Origin of the sequence: Wenxinia marina DSM 24838, from assembly GCF_000379485.1 — a bacterium.
Lineage (GTDB): Bacteria > Pseudomonadota > Alphaproteobacteria > Rhodobacterales > Rhodobacteraceae > Wenxinia > Wenxinia marina.
Map to the genome: position 1 here is coordinate 124,694 of NZ_KB902314.1, position 15,588 is coordinate 140,281.

14 protein-coding genes and 1 tRNA gene are annotated in these 15,588 nt (G+C 69.7%); 2 read left to right on the forward strand and 13 right to left on the reverse strand.

Going from position 1 to position 15,588, the window contains the following annotated elements; translation table 11 throughout:
* Positions 1-6 precede the first annotated feature (6 nt).
* Complete coding sequence (locus A37W_RS0118780) at positions 7-1,536, forward strand: heme biosynthesis protein HemY (protein ID WP_018304598.1); 1,530 nt, start codon at positions 7-9, stop codon at positions 1,534-1,536.
* A 43-nt stretch (positions 1,537-1,579) separates the two neighbouring features.
* Positions 1,580-1,655 (forward strand) — tRNA-Thr (locus A37W_RS0118785).
* Between the two features lie 17 nt (positions 1,656-1,672).
* Here A37W_RS0118785 and A37W_RS22460 read toward each other — a convergent pair.
* The 13 genes from A37W_RS22460 to A37W_RS0118850 all read right to left on the reverse strand — a co-directional run bounded on the left by A37W_RS22460 (position 1,673) and on the right by A37W_RS0118850 (position 15,528).
* Entirely contained in the window at positions 1,673-2,149 is a 477-nt protein-coding gene (locus A37W_RS22460; RefSeq protein WP_156169127.1) for a thermonuclease family protein, read from the reverse strand.
* A gap of 39 nt (positions 2,150-2,188) precedes the next feature.
* Positions 2,189-3,253, reverse strand: coding sequence for an AbrB family transcriptional regulator (locus tag A37W_RS0118795; RefSeq protein WP_018304600.1), 1,065 nt, complete (start codon positions 3,251-3,253; stop codon positions 2,189-2,191).
* A complete protein-coding gene (locus tag A37W_RS0118800) occupies positions 3,250-3,744 on the reverse strand; it encodes a gluconokinase (protein ID WP_018304601.1) in 495 nt (164 codons plus the stop codon). The genes A37W_RS0118795 and A37W_RS0118800 overlap by 4 nt, the downstream gene beginning before the upstream one ends.
* Before the next feature lie 106 nt (positions 3,745-3,850).
* The gene (locus A37W_RS24445) at positions 3,851-5,713 is read right to left on the reverse strand and encodes a PAS domain-containing HWE histidine kinase family protein (protein WP_018304602.1); all 1,863 of its coding nucleotides are present in this window, start codon (positions 5,711-5,713) and stop codon (positions 3,851-3,853) included.
* 122 nt (positions 5,714-5,835) lie between these two features.
* Positions 5,836-8,253 (reverse strand): DNA topoisomerase (ATP-hydrolyzing) subunit B, encoded by a 2,418-nt coding sequence (gene gyrB / locus A37W_RS0118810; protein ID WP_018304603.1) that lies wholly within the window; start codon positions 8,251-8,253, stop codon positions 5,836-5,838.
* Positions 8,254-8,335: 82 nt separating this feature from the next.
* Complete coding sequence (locus A37W_RS0118815) at positions 8,336-8,956, reverse strand: LysE family translocator (RefSeq protein ID WP_018304604.1); 621 nt, start codon at positions 8,954-8,956, stop codon at positions 8,336-8,338.
* 7 nt (positions 8,957-8,963) lie between these two features.
* The gene (locus tag A37W_RS23015) at positions 8,964-9,494 is read right to left on the reverse strand and encodes a GNAT family N-acetyltransferase (protein ID WP_018304605.1); all 531 of its coding nucleotides are present in this window, start codon (positions 9,492-9,494) and stop codon (positions 8,964-8,966) included.
* A 10-nt stretch (positions 9,495-9,504) separates the two neighbouring features.
* Complete coding sequence (locus A37W_RS0118825) at positions 9,505-9,933, reverse strand: VOC family protein (RefSeq protein ID WP_018304606.1); 429 nt, start codon at positions 9,931-9,933, stop codon at positions 9,505-9,507.
* A complete protein-coding gene (gene recF / locus A37W_RS0118830; protein WP_018304607.1) occupies positions 9,930-11,027 on the reverse strand; it encodes a DNA replication/repair protein RecF in 1,098 nt (365 codons plus the stop codon). Before recF ends, A37W_RS0118825 begins: the two co-directional genes overlap by 4 nt.
* A gap of 46 nt (positions 11,028-11,073) precedes the next feature.
* Positions 11,074-12,192, reverse strand: a complete 1,119-nt coding sequence (gene dnaN / locus A37W_RS0118835; protein ID WP_018304608.1) for a DNA polymerase III subunit beta — start codon at positions 12,190-12,192, stop codon at positions 11,074-11,076.
* Between the two features lie 115 nt (positions 12,193-12,307).
* Entirely contained in the window at positions 12,308-13,648 is a 1,341-nt protein-coding gene (gene dnaA / locus A37W_RS0118840; protein WP_018304609.1) for a chromosomal replication initiator protein DnaA, read from the reverse strand.
* A gap of 679 nt (positions 13,649-14,327) precedes the next feature.
* Entirely contained in the window at positions 14,328-14,591 is a 264-nt protein-coding gene (gene rpsT / locus A37W_RS0118845) for a 30S ribosomal protein S20 (RefSeq protein ID WP_018304610.1), read from the reverse strand.
* Between the two features lie 160 nt (positions 14,592-14,751).
* Entirely contained in the window at positions 14,752-15,528 is a 777-nt protein-coding gene (locus A37W_RS0118850; RefSeq protein ID WP_018304611.1) for an enoyl-CoA hydratase, read from the reverse strand.
* Positions 15,529-15,588: the final 60 nt, after the last annotated feature.

A 15,588-nucleotide genomic window follows, 5' to 3' on the forward strand; every position in this document is an offset into this window, starting at 1 on the left:
CCTTCCATGTTGTGGTCCCTGCTGAAAATCCTGGTCTTCGTCGCGGTCGTCATCGCCGTCACGCTGGGCGCGATCTACCTGACCACGCTCGACGGCGGGGCGGTGGTGCAGGTCGCCGGCCTCGAGTTCACGCTGGGCCCGCTGGAGCTGGTGATCGGCTTCATCGTGCTGGTGATCCTGGTCTGGATCGCGCTCAAGGTGCTGGGCTTCCTCGTCGCGCTGCTGCGGTTCATCAACGGCGACGAGACTTCGCTGTCCCGCTACTTCACCCGCAATCGCGAGCGGAAGGGCATCGACGCGCTGGCCGACGGGATGCTGGCGCTCGCCGCGGGCGAGGGCAACGTGGCCCTGCTGAAGGCCGAGCGGGCGGACCGGCTGCTCGACCGGCCAAGCGCCACGAACCTGCTCAAGGCGCAGGCCGCCGACATGATCGGCGACCGCGCCCGGGCCGAGGCGGCGTACAAGGCGCTGATCGCCGAGGACCGCACCCGGTTCGTCGGCATCCGGGGCATCCTTCAGCACAAGCTTGCCGACGGCGACGACGTCACCGCGCTCAAGCTGGCCGCGAAGGCGTTCGAGCTGAAGCCGGCGCACCCCGAGACGCAGGACACGCTGATGCGCCTGCAGGCCGAGAGCCACGACTGGGCCGGCGCGCGCCGCACCCTGGGCGCCAAGCTCAAGCACGGCACCCTGCCCAAGGACGTCTACAAGCGCCGCGACGCGGTGCTCGCCCTGTCCGAGGCCAAGGAGGTGTTCGAGGAGGGCGCGACGATCGAGGCCCGCGAGGAGGCGATCGAGGCGAACCGCCTGTCGCCCGACCTGATCCCCGGCGCCGTCATGGCCGCCCGCGGCTACATCGAGAAGGGCAACACCCGCTACGCGACCCGCATCCTCAAGAAGGCGTGGGAGGTGCAGCCGCACCCCGACCTCGCCGCTGCGTTCGCCGAGATCGCCCCGAACGAGAGTGCAGCGGCGCGCAAGAGCCGGTTCCAGGCCCTCACCCGCCTGCATCCGGCGAACCCCGAGACGCGGATGCTCGCGGCCGAACTCGAAATCGCGGCCGAGGACTTCCCTGCCGCGCGCCGGGCGCTGGGCGACCTGAACGAGACCGATCCGACCGCCCGCAGCCTGACGCTGATGGCGGCGATCGAGCGCGGGATGGGCGCCGACGAGGCGGTGGTGCGCGGCTGGCTGACCCGGGCGCTGACTGCGCCGCGCGGGCCGCAATGGATCTGCGACAATTGTCAGCAGGTGCACGCGAACTGGATGCCGGTCTGCAGCAACTGCCACGGCTTCGACACGCTCAGCTGGCGCCGACCGCCCCACGCCGAGGTGGCGATGCCCGCCTCGACCGAGATGCTGCCGCTGGTCGTCGGGGGCGCGGGCGCCGGGACCGCGATCGCCGTGCCCGACACGCCTCCCGCGACCTCCGCGCCGGCGGAGCCGCCGGCCGAGGCCGTGGCCGACCCCTCCACGCCGCGCGTGGACGAGACCGTCGCCGCATCGCCTGACGAAGAGGCAAGGCCGCCAAATTAGCGCTTCCGCCCCGGCGGCAGGGGTGCTATTGCCCCGCCCCGTGGCCGGTGTAGCTCAGCTGGTAGAGCACGTCATTCGTAATGATGGGGTCGGGGGTTCGAGTCCCTTCACCGGCACCACCTGACCCCTCCGGGGGTCAGTTCCAGCGCCAGCGGGCGCAGTACCCCTCGGCGATCAGCACCTCTCCCAGGTCCCGCCCGTCCGCCATGCGGCAGGTGCCGACCTCGCGGTCGTAGCTGCGGCGACCTTCCAGGTCGCACGAGACCGCGGAACGAACGAGGAGCTGGCGGACCCTGTCCGTCGCCCGGTCGCCTTCCGCCGTTCCCGCCTCGGCGCAGTCGAGGTTCGCGATGCGCACCGGCACGCCGCCCACCTCGATCGTGTCTGCGTCCCGGATGTGGGTCACGCGGGCCGACAGGTCGCCGCCCCGCGCTCCCACGGGCGTCCAGGCGCCGCCGCCGTCCGGGATCGAGGGCCGGTCGGACGCGGGCAGGGGATCGGGCGGCAGGGCGAGCCACAGCGCGAGCGCCGCCAGCGGCAGCAGCAGCACCCGTCCCGGCAGCAGGCGGCTGCGCCGGCGACGCGTGCGGCGGAATCGAACGACCTGTCCCATGGGGCGAGGGTGGCGGACCCGTGGGGCCGGAGTGTGGCGTCAGCGCGGCCCGGCGCGTCCCATCCGCAGCCGGTCGAAGATCGGCTTGGCGAACACGATCACCAGGACGATCCGCACCAGGTGCGTGACCGAGACGTAGGCCACGTCCTGCCCCATCGCGAGCGCGAGGAGGCCCATCTCGGCCAGTCCCCCGGGGGAGAAGCCGAGAAACGCCTGCGCCATCGGCAGGCCGGCCATCCGCGACACGGCCAGGGCGCTCGCCAGTGCGGCGACCAGCATCAGCGCCGACGATCCGAACGCAAGGACAAGGTCCCGGCCAACGTCCCGCACCTGCGTGCCGAGGAACCGGGCGCCGACGATGGTGCCGATGCACAGCTGCGCGCCCATGACGAGGAGCGTTGGCGGTGCGATCGAGACGATCCCCGACACGTGCGCCGCGCCGCTGAGGATCATCGGCCCCAGGATCGGCGCCGCCGACAGGCGCATCCACTGCGCCACCAGCGTCCCGACGATGGCGCAGCCCGCGAGGATCGCCCAGTCGGAGAGAGAGGGATCGCCGAGAGCCACCCAGCTCGACCCCGATTGCCGGCTCACGCCGAGGACCGAGCCGAAGAACACGCCCACCAGCGAGACGACGACGAGGATCCGGCTGGCGTGGGCCAGCGCGATCTTGCGCTCGTCCCCGCCCGCCGCCGCGCCGAGGATCAGCATGTCGTTGAGGCCGCCGGGCATCGAGCAGAAGTAGGCCGTCACCGGGTCGTGCTCGCCGAAGCGGCGGTAGAACCGGTAGGACAGGAACGCCGCCACCGACAGGAACAGCGGCAGGATCGCGAGCGTCGGCAGCCAGCGGACGGCCTGCGCCAGCGTCTCGTGGTTCAGGCCCGACCCCAGGAGGACGCCGAGGACCGGGATCACGAACGGTCGCAGCGCGACCGGCGGCGCGATCGGCGCGTGGGCGAGCGCGCTGCAGGTGACGAAGATCATCGGTCCGATCATCCATGGCAGCGGCAGCCCCGTCGTGCTGGCGGCGAGGCCCCCGACCACGCCGATCGCGAGCGCGAGGCCCTGGCGGGTCCAGCCGAGTCCACGCCGGAGGATCCTCATCCGCGCAGGCGCCGCGCCGCCTCGTTCACGATCTGCTCGGGCGTCCGCGCCACGTCGACGATCACCGCCCGCTCTTCCGCGGTCGGTCGCTCCAGCGTCGCGATCTGGCTGTCGAGCAGGCTGAGCGGCATGAAGTGCCCGGCGCGCGACTGCATCCGCTGGCGCAGGATCGCCGTGTCGCCGTGCAGCAGCAGGAAACCGACCTCGCGCTTGGCCGCGGTGCGGATGCGGTCGCGGTAGATCCGCTTCAGCGCCGAGCACGCGATGACCTTCGGCGGCTCCGGCGGGCCCAACTCCGCGCCGACGCGGTCGAGCCACACCCAGCGGTCCGCATCCTCCAGCGGGTGGCCGCCGGCCATCTTGCGGACGTTCTCCTCGGGGTGCAGGTCGTCGCCGTCGATGAAGTCGAGGCCCAGCCGGTCGGCGAGCATCCGGCCGATCAGGCTCTTGCCCGAGCCGGAGACCCCCATGACGACGATCGAATGCTGCATGCCCTGCTCCCGCCTTGCCCGGCAGAGGTAGCGAACGGCGGCGGCAAGGGCAAACCGGGGGATGCCGATAGAGGGCGTCGGACCCGGAAAGTGACGAGGGGGAGCGCTAGTGCACGAGCTGCGCCATGTCCGCCGAGATGGCGACGGAGACGCCGCTTCCGGTCCAATCGACGTCCATCGTGCCCATCAGCTGCCCCTCCACGGTGGAGCGGACCAGGCGGCTGCCGAAGCCGAGGGACGTGGGCGGGTGGAGGGCGGTGCCGGGAACCGTCTCGGTCCAGGACAGGTCGAAGCGGTCGCGGTCGATCGTCCAGTCGACGGCCAGCCGCCCGCCCGGCAGCTTGAGTGCGCCGTACTTCGCCGCATTCGTCGCCAGTTCGTGCAGGATCAGCGCGATCCCCGTCGAGGCGCGGTCGCCGACCGTGAGGTCCGGACCCGTCAGCGTCACCCGCCCCGGCTCCTGCGGGAGGAGGTGGGGCCGCAGCACCTCGTCCACCAGCGGGCGCAGCGGGGCGGCGCGCTGCACCTCCTGCGACGAGCTGCCGATGCGGATCAGGTCGTGCGCCTTCCCCAGGGCCGCGAGGCGGCCCTTCAGCGTCTCGCCCATCTCGGCGGCCGACGATGCGGATCGGGCCGTCATCGAGACCATGCCCGACACGATCGAGAACAGGTTCTTGATCCGGTGGTTCAGCTCCTGCAGCACCAGGACCCGCGACTCCTCGGCCATCTTGAGGTCATGGATGTCGGTGCAGGTGCCGAACCACCGGGCGATCTCGCCGTCCGGGCCGCGCACGCACTGGGCGCGTCCGATGACCCAGCGGTACTCGCCGGTATTGTGCCGCAGGCGGTATTCGATGTGGTAGGGCTCGCCGGTGTCGAGGCTGTGCTGCCACCTCGCACGCGCGCGGACGCGGTCCTCGGGGTGGAACATGCCGTTCCATTCCTCGCCGTCGGTCGAGCCTTCGGGGACGCCGGTATATTCGTACCAGCGGTCGTTGTAGTAGTCGTGGAAGCCGTCCGGCCGGGTCGACCAGATCATCTGGTCGATCGAGTTCACGATCGCCTCGTACCGGGCCTCGCTGACGCGCAGCGCCTCTTCCGCCCGGATCGTGTCGGTGACGTCGGTGGCCTGCACGAAGATCCCGTAGCGCGAGCCGGCGCCGTCGTTCACCGGCTGCAGGATGAAGTCGACGTGGCGCACCTCCCGTCCGTCGGTCCTTTCCAGCTCGACCGGCACGGCGCGGCCGCTCTGCGGCCGGCCGGTGCGGTACACGTCGTCGCACATCGCGACGAAGCCCTGGCCGACGAGCTCCGGCAGGCCCTCGACCAGCGGTCTTCCCACCAGGTCGCTCCGCCCCACGAGCGTCTCGTAAGCCGCGTTGGCGATCTCGAACGTGTGCCTCGGCCCGCGGAGTATCGCAATGGCACCGGGCGTCTGGTCGAACAGGTAGGCGAATCGCTCGATGTCCGCCTCGGCCTTGCGACGGGCCAGCACGATGTCGGTGGTCTCGTTCCCCTGGTTGAAGACCCCGGCGACGCGGCCGTCCTCGCCCCGGATCGGGGTGAAGCTGTAGTTCCAGTAGGTCTCCTGCGGGGCGCCGCCGCGGACCATCGGCAGCATCTGGTCGTAGGTCGAGAACCCCTCGCCCGTCTCGAGCACTCGCTCGATCTGCGGGCCGATCACATCCCAGATGTCGCTCCATACCTCGGCGGCCGGACGGCCCAGCGCCGCGGGATGCCGGTCGCCCGGAATTGGCGACCACGCGTCGTTGTAGAGAAGCCGGAGGTCGGGGCCCCAGTAGATCGCGGTCGGAAAGCTGGAGTGGAGGCAGATCGACAGCGCCGAGCGAAGCGATTGCGGCCATGCCTCGGTCGCGCCGAAGGGCGTGCCCGCCCAGTCGTGCGAGCGGATCAGTTCCCCCAACCGGCCACCGCCGTCGAGGAAGAGCCTAGAGGTCTCGTCTCGCATGGATGGGCACCGGTCCTTTCGAGTCATCCATAGGATGATCGGATCGGCGTGCAAATCACTCTTTTGACCGGAAGGCCCGCCTCCCCGGCCGACCGAAGGCTGCCGTTGCGAAAACCGACCGCTCAGAAGTCGAGATGTTCCACGCTGAGGGCATTCTGCTGAATGAAGTCGCGCCGCGGCTCCACGTCGTCGCCCATCAGCTTGGTGAACAGGTCGTCCGCCTCGGTGACGTCGTCGATCTTCACCTGCAGCAGCGTCCGCGCCTCGGGATCGAGCGTCGTCTCCCACAGCTGGTCGGGGTTCATCTCGCCGAGGCCCTTGTAGCGCTGGAGCGTCAGCCCGCGCTCGCCCTCCTCGAGGATCTCCTTCAGCAGGTCGAGCGGCCCGTGGATCAGGTGGCCGCGATCCTTGCGGACCAGCGTCGCCGGATGCTCGTACACGTCCTGCAGGGACCGGGTGAAGCTGCCGGTGCGCCGCGCCTCGCCCGAACGCAGCATCGGGCCGTCGAGCGTGCGCATCTCCTCGACCCCGCGCAGGATGCGGCTGAGGCGGATGCCCTTGTCCTGGGTGATCCGGCCGCGCCAGCCCTTCTCGTACTCCTTGGCGATGAGGTCGAGCCGGGTGGCGACGGTGTCGGCCACGCCCTGCAGGTCAGCGTCCACCGCGCCGGGCACGAAGGCGCCGGCAATGGCGGCCTGTTCCAGGATGTGGCGCGGATAGTGCGTCGGGAACGCGTCGAGCACGCGGCGCAGCTGACGCGCCTCGCCCACCACGCGGGCGAGGTCGGCGCCGACGATCTCTTCCCCCGATTGCAGTCGCAGGACGGCGCCCTCGACCCCCTGCTCGATCAGGTAGTCGTCCAGCGCCGGCTGGTCCTTGAGGTACACCTCGGACTTGCCGCGCGCGACCTTGTAGAGCGGCGGCTGCGCGATGTAGAGGAACCCCCCCTCGATCAGCTCGGGCATCTGCCGGAAGAAGAAGGTCAGCAGCAGCGTGCGGATGTGCGCGCCATCGACGTCGGCGTCCGTCATGATGACGATCTTGTGGTAGCGCAGCTTGTCGACGTTGAACTCGTCCCGGCCGATCCCGGTGCCCAGCGCCATGATCAGGTTGCCGATCTCCTGGCTGGACAGGACCCGGTCGAAGCGCGCCCGCTCCACGTTCAGGATCTTGCCGCGCAGCGGCAGCACGGCCTGCGTCCGCCGGTCGCGGCCGGTCTGCGCCGAGCCCCCGGCGCTGTCGCCCTCGACGAGGAAGATCTCGGTCTTGGAGGCGTCCTTCTCGGAGCAGTCCTTCAGCTTGGCGGCGTTGTAGTTCATGTCCATCGCGCCCTTGCGGCGCGTCAGCTCGCGCGCCTTGCGCGCCGCCTCGCGCGCCAGTGCGGCCTCGACGATCTTGCCGGTGATGGCCTTGGCCATCTGCGGGTTCTCCTCGAACCACTCGGCCAGCTTCTCGCCCACGAGGCCCTCTACCGCCGGCCGCACCTCGGAACTGACGAGCTTGTCCTTGGTCTGGCTGCTGAACTTCGGATCGGGCACCTTCACCGACAGGACGCAGGTCAGCCCCTCGCGGGCGTCGTCGCCGGTGAAGTCCACCTTCTCGCGCTTGGCGATGCCGCTGGACTGGGCGTAGCTCTGGATCGTGCGGGTCAGCGCGCCGCGGAAGCCGGCGAGGTGCGTGCCGCCGTCCCGCTGGGGGATGTTGTTGGTGAAGGGCAGCACCATCTCGTTGAAGCTGTCGTTCCACCACATCGCGACCTCGACCGTGATGCCGTTGCGCTCGCCTTCGATGTGGATCGGCTCGGGCATGACCGGGTGCTTGGAGCGGTCGAGGTACTTCACGAACTCCTTCACGCCGCCCTCGTAGAACAGCTCCACATGCAGGGGCTGCGCCGGGCGGTCGTCCTCAAGGATGATGCGGACGCCGGAATTGAGGAACGCCAGCTCGCGCAGGCGCTTCTCCAGCGTCGCGAAGTCGTACTCGAGGTTGCTGAACGTCGTGGTCGAGGCGAGGAAGCGGACCTCGGTGCCGGTGCGGCCGTCGGCGTCGCCGACCTCGCGCAGGTGCTCCACCGTCTCGCCGCGCTCGAACCGGGCCACGTGCTCCTTGCCCTTGCGCCAGATCCGCAGTTCCAGCCAGTCGGACAGGGCGTTGACGACGGACACGCCCACGCCGTGCAGGCCGCCCGAGACCTTGTAGGAATTCTGGTCGAACTTTCCGCCGGCGTGCAGCTGGGTCATGATGACCTCGGCCGCCGACACCCCCTCTTCCTGGTGGATGTCGGTCGGGATGCCGCGGCCGTTGTCGTAGACCGAGACGCTGCTGTCGGCGTGGATCTTGACGTGGACATGATCGGCGTGGCCCGCCAGAGCCTCGTCGATGCCGTTGTCGACGACCTCGTAGACCATGTGGTGCAGGCCGGACCCGTCGTCGGTGTCGCCGATGTACATGCCGGGACGCTTGCGCACCGCATCCAGGCCCTTGAGAACCTTGATGGAATCGGCGCCGTATTCCGGCAGTTGCGGTGCGGGATCACTCATGCGGGAGAAGTCCTGTCGTTTGCAGGCGAAAGATATGATTTCGCGCGGCGAATGTCATCCCGAAACCCCATATTTTGTGGTCTCAGGTGAACGGAATCACCAGCCCCACGGCGACCAGCAGGCCGCCCGCGATCAGGTTCGTCCGCCGCAGCGCCTGTGGCGAGCGCAGCAGCGCCCGGGCCTTGCCGATGAAGCCGGCCATGATCAGGTTGCCGGCCAGCGGAACGATGAGCGACGCCAGGCAGATCAGCGCGATGTCCGCCACCGTCAGCCGCGCGAAGTCGAAGAAGCCGGGCAGGATGCCCATGTAGAACAGGATCGCCTTGGGATTGCCGAGGATCACCGCCACACCGGCAAGGAACCCTGCCCACATGCCGGGCCGCGTCAGCCGCCCGTCGGTCGAGATCGGCTTGCCGGCGTGGCGGATGACCAGCAGTCCCATCACCAGGAAGGTCGCACAGGCGACCCATTTCAGCAACTCAAGGAAGCCGCCGTAGACCGACACGATCCAGCCGACGCCGAGGATCGCCAGCAGCGGCCACAGCACGTCGCCGACGCAGACGCCCAAGGCCAGCGGCCAGGCCGACTGGAAGCCGCCCGACAGGGCACGCGCCGTCAGCGCCACCCAGACCGGTCCCGGCGTCAGGAACAGCGCCAGCAGCGCCAGCGCATAGAGGCCGAGGTCGGCGGCTGCGATCGTCATCTTCGGCTCAGAACAGCGGGCCCATGAGGTCGAGGTCCGCGGCTCCATCCCATGCCGCCCCGGCGAGGGGAAGGACCATGAGGGTCTCCGACACGCCGGTGCAGGTCTCGCCCGTCGCCGCGCCGTCCATGCCGGTCCAGCGCATCGGGTTGTCCGGGAACGCGACGAACCCCGCGCCAGCATAGAGCGGCCGGTCGCCGAACAGCAGCAGGAACTCCGCCCGCGTCTCGCGCGCCGCCGCGATCGCCTCGGGCAGCAGGCGCGAGGCGACGCCCTGCCCCTGCCTCGCCGGATCGGTCGCCACTTCGGCGAGGCCCACGATGTCCACGAGCCGCCCGCCCAGCCGCACGGCGCGGTAGCACAGCGCCATGTGACCGACGACGGCGTCCCCGTCGCGCATGACCAGCCGCAGGTGATGCCGCTGCTTGTAGAAGGTCCGCCCCCCGAACCCGACATCGAACGCGCTCTCCAGCAGCGCCGCGATCGCCGCCTCGTCGGCGGCGGTCAGGTGCCATTCGGAAATCCGATCGATCTTCATGCCGGGCGTCTCATGCGTTCGGCAGGGTCAGGCTGCCGTCCTCGGCCAGCGGCCAGAACGGGTTCATCGCGACTTCCCAGACGTGCCCGTCCGGGTCGGCCCAGTAGCCGGAATAGCCGCCCCAGAAGACCTTCTCGGGCCGCTTCAGCGCCTCGGCGCCGGCCGCCAGCGCCGCCTCGAACGCGGCGTCGACCTCCGCCTCGGTGCCGAAGTTCTGCGCCAGCGTGATCGCCCCGGTGCCGAGCATGGTGCCGGACCGGCCTTGATCCTGGGCCAGGTCCGCGACGCCGAACAGGCCGAGCACCATCCCGTTCATCTGGTAGAAGCTGACGCTCTCCTGCTCTTCCGCCGGCCGCCAGCCGAGCGCGGCATAGAAGGCGCGGGAGCGGGCGAGGTCGTTCACGCCGAGGGTGACGAGGGTGATGCGCTGCGGGATCATGGGGCGGGCCTTTCGGTGGCGATCGAGACGCCGCCTTCCTCGGCGACCTCCACATACTGCGCCCGCGCGCCCAGCTCTTCAAACAGCTCGGGCCCGGTGCCGGTCAGGAAGGCCTGCGCCCCCAGCGCGACGATCTCGTCGTACAGCCTCGCGCGGCGCTGGGCGTCGAGGTGCGCCGACACCTCGTCCAGGATCAGGATCGGCACCTCGCCCTCCACCGCCGCGAGAGCGCGGGCGTTGGCGAGGATCAGCGAGATCAGCAGCGCCTTCTGCTCGCCGGTGGAGCAGTCCCGCGCGGCGACGCCCTTCGCCGCCCAGACCGCGTCGAGATCGGCCCGGTGCGGCCCGACCAGCGTCCGCCCGGCGGCCAGGTCGCGCGGCCGGCTCTCCGCCAGCGCCGCCGTCAGCGCCGCCGCGTCCTGCGGCAGGTCGCGGTCGGGATGGGTCAGCGACAGGTCGGGCGCCGGAAACGCGGTGTCGGCGTTCGCCACGGCGTAGGCCAGCCGGGCGATGGCGGCCGCCCGGTTCCGAACGATCGCCTCGCCCGCCGCGCCCATCTGCGCCTCGAGCGCGCCATACCAGTGCGCGTCGCGCACCATGTCCTTCAGCAGGCGGTTTCGCTCGCGCATCGCCCGCTCGTAGTCGAGCGCCGCCTCGGCGTGTCCGGGAAAGAACGACAGCGTCATCCGGTCGAGGAACCGACGCCTCCCCTCGGCCCCCTCGATCCACAGCCGATCCATCGACGGCACCAGCCACAGCACCCGCGCCAGCGCCGCGAGCGAGGTCTGCGTCGCCGCCTTGCCGTCCACCCGCAGCGCCCGCGCCTGCCCGGCCTCGGCCCAGGTCTCCACCTCGTGCCCGGCGAGCGTGGCGACGATCTTCCAGCCCAGCGCCTCGGGCCGCCGCACCAGATCCTCCGCCGCCGCCCGCCGCAGGCCCCGCCCCGGCGACAGGAGGGACACCGCCTCGGCGAGGTTCGTCTTGCCCGCTCCGTTCGGCCCCCACATGGCGACGGGCCGCCCGTCGAAGTCGAGGACGGTCCGCCGGTGCGAGCGGAAGTGGGACAGGGCGAGGCGAGACAGGACCGCCGTCACTGGCGCACCGGTCTCGCAAAGGGGCAGGGGCTCAGTCGGGCGCCGGTCACACCCGCATCGGCATCACGACGTAGACGGCCGTGGTGTCGCTGCCCTCGCGCATCAGGGTGGGATCGCCGGAGGAGTTGAACAGGAACACCGCGTTCTCGCGGTCCACCTGGCTCGCGATCTCGAGGAGATACTTGGCGTTGAAGCCGATCTCCAGCCGCTCGTCGCCGTAGGCGACGGCCAGCTCTTCCTCGGCGGCGCCGCTGTCGGGCGCGTTCACCGACAGGACCAGCCGGTCCTCGTCGAGGGCGAGCTTGACGGCGCGCGACCGCTCGGACGAGACGGTCGCCACGCGGTCGACGGCGCGGGCGAACTCGGCCGCGTCGACCTCGAGCTTGCGGGGGTTGTTCTGCGGGATGACCCGGGAATAGTCGGGGAAGGTGCCGTCGATTACCTTCGACGTCAGCGTGATCGCCGGCGTGGCGAAGCGCACCTTCGTCTCGCTCACCGACACGGCGATCCTCGCCTCGTCGTCGTCCAGCAGCTTGCGCAGCTCGTTCACCGTCTTGCGGGGGACGATCACGCCCGGCATCTCCTCGGCGCCGTCCGGCAGGTCGGCGTCGATCCGCGCCAGACGGTGACCGTCGGTCGCCACGCAGCGCAGCATCCGCTGCCCGTCCACGTCGGCCACGTGCATGTAGACGCCGTTGAGGTAGTAGCGCGTCTCCTCGGTCGAGATCGCGAACTTCGACTTGTCGAACAGCCGTCGCAGCAGCGGCGCGGGGGCCGAGAAGTTGGAGGCGTAGTCCGAGGACGCCATCACGGGGAAATCCTCGCGCGGAAGCGTCGCCAGCGAGAAGTTCGAGCGCCCGGCCTCGATCGTCAGACGCCCGCTGGAGCCGTTCTCGGCCAGCGTCACCAGCGCCCCGTCCGGCAGCTTGCGCACGATCTCGTTCAGCAGGACCGCCGGCACCGTCGTGGCGCCCGCCCGCTCCACCATCGCGGGGGCCTTGTCCACGACCTCGATGTCGAGGTCGGTGGCGCGGAACGACACGTCGGACCCCTCGGCCTCGATCAGGACGTTGGCGAGGATCGGGATCGTGTTGCGCCGCTCGACCACCGACTGGGCCTGCGCGACGGCCTTGAGCAGCACGGCCCGCTCGATGCTGAATTTCATGTCCCTGTCCCCTGGCGTCCCGGTTCCCGACGCGCGGCCGGGAGCGAAAACCTACCGGTTTTCGCCTCCCACTCAAGCCGATTGTTCCGGACCTTGGAGGCCGCCGATTCGCCGGTCAAGCTTCCAGCGCGCGGCGCAGCAGCGTGACGTCGTCGGCCAGCTGGCTGTCCGTCTGCATCAGCTTCTCGATCTGGCGCACGCCGTGGATGACGGTCGTGTGGTCGCGTTTGCCGAAGTGCCGGCCGATCTCGGGCAGCGAGCGGTTCGTCAACTGCTTGCACAGGTACATGGCCACCTGCCGCGGCCGGGCGTAGGCGCGCAGCCGCTTGGGCCCGATCATGTCGCTGACGCGGATGTTGAAATGGTCGCAGACCTTGCGCTGGATCTCGTCGATCGACACCTTGCGGTCCGACGCCTTGAAGATGTCGGCGAGGCAGTCCTGCGCCAGCTCCACCGTGATTTCGCGCCCGACGAGCGAGGCGAAGGCGTAGAGCCGTGTCATCGCGCCTTCGAGAACGCGGACGTTGGTGACGATGCGATGCGCGAGGTAGTCGATCACGCCGTCCCTGATCGTCACGCCGGGATAGATGCCCTCGTAATAGTCGATCTTGGACTGCAGGATCCCGACCCGCAGTTCGTAGTCGGTCGGGTGCAGGTCCACGACGAGGCCACACTGCAGGCGGCTCTTGATCCGGTCCTCGAGGTCCCGGATGTCGGCGGGAGAGCGGTCGGCCGAGATGATGATCTGCTTGCCGCTGTCGACCAGGTAGTTGAAGGTGTGGAAGAATTCTTCCTGCGTGCTCTCCTTGCCCGCGATGAACTGGACGTCGTCCACCATCAGCACGTCGATGCTGCGGAACATCTGCTTGAAGTCCATCATCTTCTTCTCGCGCAGCGCGGTGATGAAGCGCCACATGAAGCTCTCGGCCGAGATGTAGATGACCTTCTTCGACGGGTCGCGCTGGGCGATCTCGTGCGCGACGGCGTGCATCAGGTGGGTCTTGCCGAGGCCGACGCCACCGTGAAGGAACAGCGGGTTGAACGCCACCTGGCCGCCCTCGGCCACCCGGCGGGCGGCGGCGTGGGCCAGCTCGTTCGACTTGCCGACGACGAAGCGATCGAAGGTCAGCCGCGCCTCGGGGCGGAACTCCACCTCGTCCGTGGCGGCCGCGGGCTCTGCCGGCTCGGCGGCCGGGCTCGCCGGCGGGCGCGCGATGTTGGCGGTCTGGAAGCGCAGGCGCTGGACGGTCTGTCCGGCCCGGTTGAGGTGAAACAGGATCTGGTCGCCGAAATTGGTCGAGACGTAGTTTCCGAGGAAGGTCGTCGCGACGCGGAACGTGCAGACGCCGTCATCCAGGCTGTCGAACTCCAGCGGCTCGATCCAGCTTTTGTAGTTGCTGGCCCCCACGGCCCGGCGCAACCCTTCCCGCACTTCGCCCCATTTTTCTTCGGTCATGTCCCACCGCTCTGTTCTCGTTATGGGACACGCCGGCCGCAGGCGGCCGTGGGTCCCCCCAGGGCGCGGCCCGACAGGCACGACGCGACCGTCCCTCCCGCTTCCCGGGATGGGTGGCGCGTCATCGTCCTGGTCGAGGGGCACGCCCCGGAGCCTACGCCGGGCGGTCCCCGTCGATATCGCTCCGGTTGTCGGAAACAGCGACATGTCAGACGTGGTGCCGCAGCAGCTCCACGCGAGAAGATACCGGTCGCCGGTGCGCCTCTGCACCGACGGCATGTGTCTTCGTCAAGGCTCACGAGAGGTGTCGATCTTGTGGCCGTCCCACCGGCCTCGTCACCTGCTTGCCTCTGACTGTCCCTGTTCCCCCAGGAGCGACCCGAGTCGCTGAAGTGAAGCTAGCAAGGCGTTCACGAACCCTTCAACCGAACAAAGCGGGTTGACCACCGAATGGCGGGCGGCGAATCCGCCAGTGCCTTGAATCCGGCAGGCTTAAAAGTTTCGTGTGGCTTTCATGCGCACGTCCCGCCCGGTAGAGCCCCGGGCGGCGTCGCGGCGCGCTTGACTCCGGGACCGGGCGGGGGGCGGCAGGGCGAGAATCTGGCCCGCCGCCAGAGACGAAAAAGGCGGCCCCGAAGGACCGCCTTTACAATCTGGGGTTGGCCAGCGAGGCCGCGACTCACCCGAGCGATTTGACCCGGCTGGACAGGCGCGAAATCTTCCGCGAGGCGGTGTTCTTGTGGAACACGCCCTTGGTCACGCCGCGCATCAGTTCGGGCTGGGCGGCCTTGAGCGCGGCGGCGGCGGCGTCCTTGTCGCCGGAGGCGATCGCCTCCTCGACCTTGCGCAGGTAGGTGCGGATGCGCGAGCGGCGGGCCTTGTTGACGGCGGTGCGGCGCTCGGCCTGGCGGGCGCGTTTCTGGGACTGGGGCGAATTGGCCATGTGACTGTCTCTCTCGTCGGGTCTCGTTCAAATCCGTGGCAGCGGGATGAGGCCCGACCCCGGTCCATCGTCCGGGGGCAATCCTGCCTGAGCGGGCATCACGCGCATGTCGGCGCGGCCAATAGCGCGAGTCGGCCGCGAAGGAAAGGCCGAACGGCGGTCAGCGGTCGCGGAACTGCGCCTCGCGCTTCTCGCGGAAGGCGGCCATGCCCTCCTTCTGGTCCTCGGTGGCGAACATCGAGTGGAACAGCCGCCGCTCGAACAGCAGGCCCTCGGCCATCGTCGTCTCGTAGGCGCGGTTCACCGACTCCTTCGCGGCGGCGGCCACGATGGTCGACTTCTCGGCGATCTTCATCGCCGCGCCGCGGGCCTCTTCCATCAGCTTCTTGGCCGGCACGACCCGGCTGACGAGGCCGGACCGCTCCGCCTCGGCGGCGTCCATGAAGCGGCCGGTGAGGTGCATGTCCATCGACTTGGCCTTGCCGACGAACCGGGTCAGCCGCTGCGTCCCGCCCATCCCGGCAATGACGCCGAGGTTGATCTCGGGCTGGCCGAACTTCGCCGTCTCGGACGCGATGATGAAATCGCACATCATGGCCAGTTCGCACCCGCCGCCGAGGGCGTAGCCCGACACGGCGGCGATGATCGGCTTGCGGATCCGGGCGAAGCGCGCGGCCTCGGACCCGAAGAGGTCCTCTTCCAGCACGTCTACGAAGCTCTTGTCCGCCATCTCGGTGATGTCCGCCCCGGCGGCGAATGCCTTTTCCGAACCGGTGATGATGATCGCGCGGACCTTCTCGCCCCGGTCCGCCTCTTCCAGCGCCTGCAACAGCTCGCGCAGCAGCTGCAGGTTCAGCGCGTTCAGGGCGTCGGGCCGGTTCAGGGTGATGACGGCGATGCCGTCCACCTGATCGACGATGATCGTCTCGTAGGCCATCCGCTGTCCCCTTCTGGCTGGCTCGACTTCGCAACCTTCACGAAGCGGACAGGGCAATCA